This window comes from Aetokthonos hydrillicola CCALA 1050, from assembly GCF_017591665.1.
GTDB classification, from domain to species: Bacteria; Cyanobacteriota; Cyanobacteriia; order Cyanobacteriales; family Nostocaceae; genus Aetokthonos; species Aetokthonos hydrillicola.
Genome location: NZ_JAAKGC010000009.1, coordinates 147,157 through 156,494, shown reverse-complemented (window position 1 = coordinate 156,494; position 9,338 = coordinate 147,157). Strand labels below are relative to the sequence as shown.

The 9,338-nt window shown below is 42.5% G+C and carries 10 protein-coding genes and 5 tRNA genes; 3 read left to right on the top strand and 12 right to left on the bottom strand.

What is annotated here, in order from left to right; genetic code table 11:
* Window positions 1-91: 91 nt before the first annotated feature.
* A complete protein-coding gene (locus G4P69_RS07210) occupies window positions 92-268 on the bottom strand; it encodes a hypothetical protein (protein ID WP_208339143.1) in 177 nt (58 codons plus the stop codon).
* Window positions 269-521: 253 nt separating this feature from the next.
* On the opposite strand from G4P69_RS07210, the gene G4P69_RS07205 reads away from it, so the two are divergent.
* Together G4P69_RS07205 and G4P69_RS07200 are read left to right on the top strand one after the other, a co-directional pair.
* The gene (locus tag G4P69_RS07205; protein WP_208339048.1) at window positions 522-1,484 is read left to right on the top strand and encodes a ParM/StbA family protein; all 963 of its coding nucleotides are present in this window, start codon (window positions 522-524) and stop codon (window positions 1,482-1,484) included.
* 9 nt (window positions 1,485-1,493) lie between these two features.
* Window positions 1,494-1,853: a hypothetical protein gene (locus G4P69_RS07200; RefSeq protein WP_208339049.1), complete on the top strand. Its 360-nt coding sequence runs from the start codon at window positions 1,494-1,496 to the stop codon at window positions 1,851-1,853.
* Window positions 1,854-2,079: 226 nt separating this feature from the next.
* Here G4P69_RS07200 and G4P69_RS07195 read toward each other — a convergent pair whose 3' ends face one another.
* The 6 genes from G4P69_RS07195 to G4P69_RS07170 all read right to left on the bottom strand — a co-directional run bounded on the left by G4P69_RS07195 (window position 2,080) and on the right by G4P69_RS07170 (window position 3,660).
* Window positions 2,080-2,970 carry an isopenicillin N synthase family dioxygenase gene (locus G4P69_RS07195; protein ID WP_208339050.1) on the bottom strand — a complete coding sequence of 297 codons (891 nt, stop codon included), beginning with the start codon at window positions 2,968-2,970 and terminating at the stop codon, window positions 2,080-2,082.
* 78 nt (window positions 2,971-3,048) lie between these two features.
* Window positions 3,049-3,122: transfer RNA gene (locus G4P69_RS07190), tRNA-Pro, on the bottom strand.
* A gap of 80 nt (window positions 3,123-3,202) precedes the next feature.
* Window positions 3,203-3,278 (bottom strand) — tRNA-Gln (locus tag G4P69_RS07185).
* A gap of 78 nt (window positions 3,279-3,356) precedes the next feature.
* Window positions 3,357-3,431 (bottom strand) — tRNA-Asn (locus G4P69_RS07180).
* Window positions 3,432-3,436: 5 nt separating this feature from the next.
* Window positions 3,437-3,509 (bottom strand) — tRNA-Phe (locus G4P69_RS07175).
* Between the two features lie 75 nt (window positions 3,510-3,584).
* A tRNA-Asp gene (locus tag G4P69_RS07170) sits at window positions 3,585-3,660 on the bottom strand.
* A 785-nt stretch (window positions 3,661-4,445) separates the two neighbouring features.
* On the opposite strand from G4P69_RS07170, the gene trxA reads away from it, so the two are divergent.
* A complete protein-coding gene (gene trxA, locus G4P69_RS07165) occupies window positions 4,446-4,811 on the top strand; it encodes a thioredoxin (RefSeq protein ID WP_208339051.1) in 366 nt (121 codons plus the stop codon).
* Window positions 4,812-5,104: 293 nt separating this feature from the next.
* Here trxA and G4P69_RS07160 read toward each other — a convergent pair whose 3' ends face one another.
* The 5 genes from G4P69_RS07160 to G4P69_RS07140 form a co-directional block, all read right to left on the bottom strand.
* Window positions 5,105-6,076: a fatty acid desaturase gene (locus G4P69_RS07160; RefSeq protein ID WP_208339052.1), complete on the bottom strand. Its 972-nt coding sequence runs from the start codon at window positions 6,074-6,076 to the stop codon at window positions 5,105-5,107.
* Window positions 6,077-6,160: 84 nt separating this feature from the next.
* A complete protein-coding gene (locus tag G4P69_RS07155) occupies window positions 6,161-7,075 on the bottom strand; it encodes a hypothetical protein (RefSeq protein WP_208339053.1) in 915 nt (304 codons plus the stop codon).
* Window positions 7,076-7,225: 150 nt separating this feature from the next.
* Window positions 7,226-7,717, bottom strand: a complete 492-nt coding sequence (locus G4P69_RS07150) for a hypothetical protein (protein ID WP_208339054.1) — start codon at window positions 7,715-7,717, stop codon at window positions 7,226-7,228.
* On the bottom strand, window positions 7,714-8,643 hold the full coding sequence (locus G4P69_RS07145; RefSeq protein WP_208339055.1) for a helix-turn-helix domain-containing protein: 930 nt from the start codon (window positions 8,641-8,643) through the stop codon (window positions 7,714-7,716). The genes G4P69_RS07150 and G4P69_RS07145 overlap by 4 nt, the downstream gene beginning before the upstream one ends.
* A 1-nt stretch (window position 8,644) precedes the next feature.
* The gene (locus tag G4P69_RS07140; RefSeq protein WP_208339056.1) at window positions 8,645-9,205 is read right to left on the bottom strand and encodes a hypothetical protein; all 561 of its coding nucleotides are present in this window, start codon (window positions 9,203-9,205) and stop codon (window positions 8,645-8,647) included.
* Window positions 9,206-9,338 lie beyond the last annotated feature (133 nt).

The following is a 9,338-nucleotide window of genomic DNA, read 5'->3' as shown; positions in this document are numbered from 1 at the left end:
GAAAAAAATAGTACAACCCTGAATAGTCTTATAAGTTAAGAGGAAGTAATTAAGTCGCTAAAAGTTTGGGTGTTGTTGTTTTCAGGAGAAATCATTTTTTGATGATTTTTTTATCAGATTGACGTTTCATCTTAACAGCTTCCGCTTTATCATCTGTACTGCACTTCAAAAATTTTGGTGAAGTTGCCATTGGTGGAGCTAGCAAGGAATCAAAACCAAAGACATCACGACTTTGAGTATTTCTACTATAATCATAGCTAATTGGCAATTAAGTTTGTCTAGTAAAAATGAAGCGCTATCGACCTATCCGTTCGGCAATTAATTGAACTGCGAGAAAGGTTCTTCATACGGGAAAGTTAGTATTTTATTATACTAATAAACTTTCTGAAAACCTTCTAGAGAAAAAAATAACCCCTAAATAGGGCATAGATAGGAACACTTTGGGGTATATTAGACAAGAGTTATTCGGGAACAGATCCATTGTGTCTCCTGAATTCTTCTAATTCCCTTAGTTGACCCCTATGAATTCTCAAAACATACACGCAAATCAAAAAGTTTTCTGTGCAGGATTTGATAATGGATATGGTAGCGTCAAATTGTTTGTTGATGGTTTTAATGTAGTCAGAATTCCTAGCTACATCTCTCGTGAAGAGATGGAAGACGTGCCAGGAAGAGTCGTTCTTAACGGCCAAGCATATACCGTCGGGGAGTCAGCTTTTCGCACAGGATACTACTTTGAGCGCAACACAGACTCGAATATTAACAAAGTGAATAATGCGCTGATCACTTTGTTGGGAGCGCTAGCCCATCTGCCATATCGTAAAGCTTGGCACTTAAGACTAGTAGTGAGCTTACACGACGTAGCTTTATCAGACAAGCTGTGTGAAGTCATGAATGGGGAATATCAACCTTTATTAGCTGGCAAACCATCAGATGTAAAAGTGGAAGTACTAAAGGTAGTGCCGGAAGGAATGGGCGCATTATTCGGACAGAAGCTGCCAAGAAAGTTAACCCTGGTTGATTTTGGTAATGGGACAACGCTGTATTCTCGTTATTTCCAAGGCAAAAGAGAACTACATACCCCCTATCCAGTTGGAGTAGAAGTACTGATTAATGAGATTGCCAAAAAGATGAAACATCTCAATGGTGGAAAAGTAGGTGATTCATCTAAAATCCGCTTGTGCTTGGAGATGGGGCATACAAGATACAGTCGTGACATTGATATAAAAGAAATTTATACTAGCTGTTTACAGGATTGGTACGAAGGCTATCTCAAGCAGCCAGTGAGCGAAGCATTGGACGCCAAACACCTTGGGGATGAGATTTGGGCTATTGGTGGAGGGTGCTTACTTCCTGGGTTTAAAAAACTTTTGGAAAAAAACGGTTTTAATCTGTTGCCAAATCCAGTAGAAGCTAACTCGTCGGGGCTGTTAGAAATGGCTAAAACTATTAATACTAAAGTCCCTGTAGGTCTAAGTTCATAGGTGTGTGCCGTGGTATCTCATCAAGATAAAACTCCCGAAAAAGTCAGAATAAAAGATAGTTACCGTGAGCGGATATTCGGGGAATCACAACAGTTAGGTAAGAGTTACCTAGAGACGCTGTACTTTATCATTGATTGCTACTTTGCATTCAAACACGGTGCATTTCCATTCTCAATAGCAGTCAATAACAACGGCACAAATCAGCTTAGAGTGGCTGATTCAACTCACCGTGAGCAAGAAGTTTCTCAAGTTTTAGAGGACAGCGAAAAGTCTGATGGTGACTTAACACCAGAAGCTTCGAGCAATTTGGACACTGAACCTATAATAGAAGATAGTAGCGAAACTTTTACTCTTGATTGGGATTTGTGATGGAGTCGTCACGCTCCAGTATTGCCTGCTTGAGGGGTTGGGATGAACCAGGACAAAAACGGACAACTTTTGTCCTAGTTTGGGATGTAAACTTCTAGGAGAGGGTGCGATCTGCACGCACCTGTCTGGAAATGTCCGGGTATTTTTTGGGAGTAGGTAGGTGCGTTTTTTCTAAGGTTGTCCGTTTTTGTCGCTTGAAAAATGTAGCGGCGATCACTGTATTATCTTAATAATAAGTTGCTTGTAAACGACTCAAAAGATATTCTCCTGCAAAGATTGGCGGATAAATTGGGGAACGCTGCTGTTGACAGCTTTCCAAACAAGCAATTTCCGTATCATCGTTAGGATGACAGAAAAATGCTACAGAATATCGTGACTGGTTGAGTCTATCATCTGTAGGAATCATCACCCAATGCTTCGTTGAGACAAACACATCATTAGTCCACCGTTGCATCAAATCACCTGTGTTTATTAATACAGTACCAGGAATTGCAGGAGCCGCAATCCACTCTCCAAATGCTGTTTGCACTTCCAATCCGCCAACTTGGTCTTGAAATAGCAGGGTAATACTACCATAATCGGAGTGTTCACCAGCACGAACTTGTCCTGGCTTGGGTAGTTGCTGCAATGGAGGATAGTGTAGCAGTCGCAAAGTATGGTTTTGTTCGTTATGTCTGATGGTAAAAAAATCTTCTGGTAATTGCAAACCCAAGGCAAACGCTTGCAACACCTGATTAGCCACATGGGTGCAAGCTTGATAGAAGGCTTGAATGCAAGGCTCTTTTGTAAGGGCAATCGACGAGGTATTACCTATGTTAAACGCTTCTTTGAGATCGCCTGGTGTACCTGGGTTAAGACTTTCTCTCTCAATACCAACATAACCTTGATTACTAAATTCATCACTCCAAGCTAGCTGCTGCTTCACTGTTAAAGGTAAATTAAAGAAGTACTTGCTTTGTGTAAATACTTCTTCAATTAACTCAGGAGATATTCCCGGATTCTGTAAATACAGAAACCCGATTTCATGGCAAGCTTGATAAATTTGCTGGACGACATTATGCCAAGCTTGTACATCCATACTGAAAAGGGAAAAATCAATTACGGGAATTTTCGGCATAAAATTTTTAATAACTTTGACACTCCTAGGGATTATAAACGAGCGACGGTTTCCAATTACGTCACAAGGGCAGGCATATCGGGATGACAGGATTTGAACCTGTAACCTTCAGCTCCCAAAGCTGCTGCGCTACCAAGTTGCGCTACACCCCGTTAATACTCAGGTGTGAGAGTTGAACCCACACACAAACTGTTCAGGCGCCTTTTGCCCAAATGGGAAAAGGAGTATAATTTGGCAGCCCCGCCAGGAGTCGAACCTGGACTCTCCTCGTTCAAAGCAAGGGATGTTGCCAATTACACTACAGGGCTAAGAGTAGATGCCGAGGCATGATTCGCACCTGCACCCTCCTGGTTCAGAGTCAGGTGGCTTGCTCACTCGGCAATAAATGGCTGCCCCAGCAAGAGTCGAACTTGCAACCGTGCGGTTAACAGCCGCCTGCTCCGCCATTGAGCTATGGGGCAACGAGTGGGAAGTGACGGGATTGAACCGCCTTCTCGCCGTTTTCAGCAGCACGTGAGCACCAGCTTCACCAACTTCCCATGCAGGAGGAGGCTAAGAGAATCGAACTCTTGACGGTCTATTTCAGCCGCAGGCGTTTTCGAGACGCTGCTACACGGGGATGATGGGATTTGAACCCACGATCTTTCGCTCGACAGGCGAGTGCTTTGAACCGGACTAAGCTACACCCCCACGTTGAGTGGCAATTATTGAGTTTTCAAGGTTCAGAGGTGTTAACCCTATGCCTTTTTGAGAGGCTCTAGTGCTTCACTACACTTATAGTACATTATGTAATATAAAGTGTCAAGGGTATACTACAAACTTTTTTTTAGGAATCAGAGGGTAGTGCTATGTAATCGCAGTATTCCAGTGTGTAAATAGGTTTGAAGTAAATTAGTCCTCAAAAAACAACCCCCGCTTCTGAGTTCCAGAGGCGGGGGTTAGGTAGGTAGTACTTCTTGCCTATATCGGTGCTGTAATACATCTGCACCTCCCGCTTTGGATAAGTTGATCTACTAGATTGGTACTGAAGGCAATCAGTTCTGGAAGTTTCGCCTGTTGGAGGGAAATAGCACTGACTACTTGGGTGAGCGCTTCATAAATTTCTCAATTCCCAGATTTACGAGTGACGGACAAGTATGTTCTCTCAACCATTAGTAGCACGATCTATTGCCGACCCTACAGGGGTTCAGGCAGAGTAATCGTGCTACTAATGGTTGAGGAGATTGTGCGTATCATTGAGTTTTTGTAGTATTTGTAATCCCAATCTAGTATTACATATGTAATATGTATTTGTCCACAAGCTCTTTAAGTTATTGCCGAGAGCCAGATAAAAAACTTAACATCTTAAGGATTGTGAACATTAATACCCATTGCCCAGAGGGAACGGCGTCCTTTGGGGTACGCCAGAAGGTAGTTGGCTCTTATACTGACTGTTCGGTACAATATTTAGATTGAAAGTAAAAATAGAGATTGAGATGTTAGAAAATCTTAAACCCATTACTCTGAATGAAGACAACTTTCAACAGGAAGTATTAGAAGCTTCACAGCCAGTGCTTGTAGACTTTTGGGCTGCTTGGTGTGGTCCGTGTCGCCTGATGAATCCCATTGTGCAACAACTGGCAATCGAGTTTACAGGACAAGTCAAAGTTGCTAAGGCGAACGTTGATGATTATCCAACCATTGCATCGCATTATCATATCAGTGCGATTCCAAGCTTGATGTTGTTCAAAGATGGGCAAGTTGTAGATTTAATCTCTGGTATGGTCACCAAAGAATTTCTCACCCAAAAGCTCACCAATTTGCTACATAACAATTCATCTTCCCAAGAACTAGCAGCGTGAAGTACCCCAGCTTGCCTCAAGCTCGAACTGGGGCTTCCCAATCCAATAGAACAGGGCTTGGATAAATAGGAGGATTAAAGATGTTAGATAACCTAACCTTGATACTAGCAAGTGTTGGCTGAATAGCAATTTTCCGTCTATTTGTTCAATTTAAAAACGTCGATTTCTGAGCCAATGGTTTGATCGCAAACAAAACAGGTAGCTAAATAATGCTCTGTGAAGGAAAGCGCTCGCGTTTGCGAAGGGAAGGGACGCATCCCAAAAGAGAAGTCGGTGCAAAAAACAACGGTATATCAAGTATTTGAAGAAGGTAATTGTCCTAATTTACTAATAATATATTGATTAACTTTTGTATATCCTTTATCAACATAAGTTAAGTGAGAATTTAAGTACTGATGCGCTTTTGGTAATGCATGAAAAGGAATTGACGGGTATAAATGGTGTTCGGCGTGAAATGACATATTCCACATTAATAAGCGCATAGGTAAAAGTGTCAGCGTTGTGCGCGTATTTGTGAAAAGATTATTGTCTAAAGTACAGCCTGTATGTTCTGCCAGCAAAATGAAGCGCAGAATTGGTTGACCAATAAAGAGCGGCAGTAGCCAGTAAAGAAAAAACCAAGGTTGACCAAATAAAATTGAAACAGCGAGAGCACAGACGTAAACAGCTAAATGCAACCTTGTTGAGCGAATAACTTGAGTACGCGCAGATAAAGGAATAAATGGGCAATCGTCAAGTAAACCAATAGCTACTCGAAAATGCCCATTAACATGAGCGAACCACCAAGGCAAACCACTAATCACCAATATGTATTCAGCCCAATTTTTGGGTGTCATATCGGTTAGTTCTGGGTCTTTACCTGGAATGCGCGTATAAAGATGATGCCATTTATGGTAGTAACGAAAAAAAGTACTGTTGTAATACGAGAGCAACCCTGTCAACCAAGCGATAATATCATTTAAGCGATTGTTGGCAAAAGCTGTTCTGTGAACGGCTTCGTGCATTGGTGCGAACATTGCAGCAATACAAAACCCGTAAACGATAAGCGCTGGTATTGCCACCAACCAATTACCAAAATTTGAGGCGTACAAGTAGCCACTACATCCAGTGATCAACAAATGCACCCCTAGTTGGATCGCGCCCAAATAGTTAGAACGTTTGTTCAAAACAAAAATTTGTTCTTTAGAGAGAATTTGATGTTGGGGGAGTGTAGTAGCGTCGGCTTTGTTCAATGGTAATAGTTGGTTAATTTTACCGGAAGGCATGGTTAAAACTCCACGGTTAGGAGCGATTGTATTTTATTTTATTATTCATTAAATAGCCAACTGACTAGCGCAAACAGCTTCTCCTCAAAGAACGTCAGATTGGGTAGCGATCCGATACTCTTGCTCCAAAAGCCCCAACAGCTTCTCTTCCAATGGTGTTAGGTAAGGACGCTTCAATTCACCCAAGTGTTTCAGGTTAGCGTAAGCCGCTGCTTCTAAACCGCTACAGCTGCGTAGTCTAGTGATGCGATCGCACACAGACTGCATCCTTTCACAGTCAGCATCAGAGTACTCTAGCGATTTCAAGTGATCCATCCTTACGGTATATTCTCTATCCCAACTCATAACTGTACAACTAAAATCATTCACCTGCCTTACAATACACCAACACCCGCCTTTACCTCGTAATTCAGGGTTATCTTTGGGAAGAATTTGGCACACTTCTCCTGAACGATAAGGATTTGGCACTCTGGTTCTTTCCATAACACTTTGTACAATGTCTTTAACAATTCGATGTGAAGGTAGTCTATTGTTAGCTGCTTGTACTGCCATCTGCCATGCAGAGCGCTGTTTAGAGGGTTCTAGCTTAGTCAGTGGTCGAATTTGGTATTCGTTAGTGGGAAGAATTTGTGTCCGGATCGGACACATTTCGTCAGATTCAACCTCGGTTTCAATTTGTGTCCGATCCGGACACATTTGGGTAAGATTATCAACAACGGCGGCAGCATCAATTAATCTGTAAGGATGGCGACGCTCAAACCCAAATCTATCTTTACAGTATTCCTCAAAAGTCCTATGGCTGCTGCGGAATAATCGCTTATCCCTAAGTTCCAGTAATGCCTTCCCAGCTTCATAAAATGCCCGTTCCACTTTTCGCTCCAGGTGCAGGCGTAAGCGTGACTCCTCCTCAGTAAGTTCTTCTGGTTCAATGACTTCAACAGATATATCTACTTGGGTATCAGACGGGGGTAGGGGTTTTGCTGTTTTGGGCTTTGTCATGCGATCACCTTTTTACCGTCATCCCACTGAACGATGTATGGCTTTTTACCACTATTTCTGATTTTTATGAGGGTGCAGTAAATGTTGCTGCCGTGAGAAGAAAAGCGATCCGCATGATTGCGCGGCGCAACGCTTACGCCAATAGAATACTTACTCATCATCGTCTCCCAAGTAATCTTTTCTCATTGATTCCCACTGTTCGGGGCTAATAGCTTCTATTTCAGCTTTGCGCTGCTGCACTTCCTGCTCTGAGTTTTCGGTGCGATCGCTACTTCCTGGCATTTTCAATGAGGATGCCAATTTCTTAATCTCAATTTGAATTGTGATCGTTTGCTGCCAATCTTGGCGATGTTTCAAATCAAGTTTTTGGCAGATTCCAGGCAGGAAGCGAGTATCAAAATTAGAAATGTCAATGTTGCCCCAACGATCATTAAACTTTGTACAATCCCAGTTTTGACATGCGACCCACTTATCATGGTCAGGATTGTAATTTGGCATTACTAAGTGAACTAGGTGCGATCGCACAATGCCAGAATCGGAGCAGCAGAAACAATGCCATTTAGGATAAAAGAGTTCTTCCTCCTCAGTCTTAGGCTTACGCAGAGGCAAGGGTTCAAAATTGGGTAGATCATCAATATTCATGATTCCATTCCCCAAATGAGTTTGTTATCAGTCGCCCATTTAGCGAAGTCGCGGCGTTGTTTCTGCTCGTCCCTGTCGTTAGTTTCGGCTTGGAAACCCAATGGTCCCAAATGACGTATTTTTTCTATCCACTCCTGGCGCTGTGGGTGGTTCTCCCATTTCTCAGTTTGCGCTTTTGAAGTTTTACCACTCTCCTTGTGCCACTGGGCTGATAATTCTTCCCAATTCTTCTCTACCCAGCGCTGCGGGAGTTCGGGGGGACGGGGTAGCTGCTTTGCTTTTTGTTCCCCAAACTTTACAAAACTCTCTCTCTCGCTATCTGAGAGAGTATTTATAAAGTCTGTATAAGTCTGAATAGTCTGAGGGACGCTGGAATCTTTGTGTTGTAAGGGTTCTAGGGGTTGTTCGCGGCTATTTAGTGCAATATCCGGTTGTTTAGCCGGATCTGCGGCTAAATAACCGGGTTCGCGGCTATTTAGTGCAATATCCGGTTGTTTAGCCGGATCTGCGGTTAAATAACCGCCCTTATCCTGCAAAGGTTCTGGGCAAACTGACTTGTTTTTAAGTTTTGTAGCAGCAGCCTTACCAGCTTCTGCTGTAGTGTTGTATCCTTCCCATTGAGTTATTCGTTTTGCGTATAGCCCAAGTTCTTCTAGCCGTTTCATATCTTTTTCCACTGTCCTCTGACTAGCGCCTATAGCTACTGCTATTTCAGCTGGAGATGGAATTGGATGATATATCTTTTCACCATTACGAGTTTGATCGGCAAATGGATCTATCATCATTAAGTAATGCCATAGCCGGAACTGAGAACCTGTCAAACGATTGCTAATAGCTATAGCAGAGTGTGAATGTGGTAGGATAGAAAATCCCATAGCTTCAGGTAAACCTTGAGAAGATCTGATATTGCGTTTAAGCTTGGTCATCTCAAGCCTCCTCAAAAGTTACCGTAATGCCAAACTCAGAGCAGATGGCTTGAGCCAGTGGTAACTTTGTTAAGTCAAGACGACCAAATAAATGAATTCGCTTTTGATGATCAAGGAAAAATGAAGAGAAAGCTAGAATTTGGCCTAGTGCGCCCTTCCAATTGCTGATTTCCTTGATCTCAATAACTTCAGACTCAGTCAGTAAATCGATGCCACCTACAGCGGTGACTACCTGCACTTCACCGCTAAGCTCAGCTTTAAGGCAATCGCGTATGTTGCTTTCAATATTGTCTTGCTCTCGAAATTGAACCTCAAACCACTCTGGTAGCCAATTTTTCTCTCTTAAAGCCAGTATTGCTTGACTAATCGTGCTTTTATCCCTCTTTAAATCAGATGCAATGAAATTACATGGGATACTTATCCTTTGGCCGATTGGGTTAACTGTTTTGAGATAGTAAAGGACATCTACTTCTGCTGGTTTTAGTTCCGAGCAGGCACGTAACCATTCTTCATGCTGAAGTGGGTAAAATTTCGCTTGAATTCTTGAATTGTTCTGAGGCATAATGTCCTTAGTTTGTAGTAATGACGGCTAGCCTTGTCCCCCCAGACTAAGGCTAGTTCTCCCGTTTTCTAGTTTTCAGGCGTTGTTTGAGAGATGCACAAACTTGCTTATCTTGCGCTTTAAAGTATCGCAA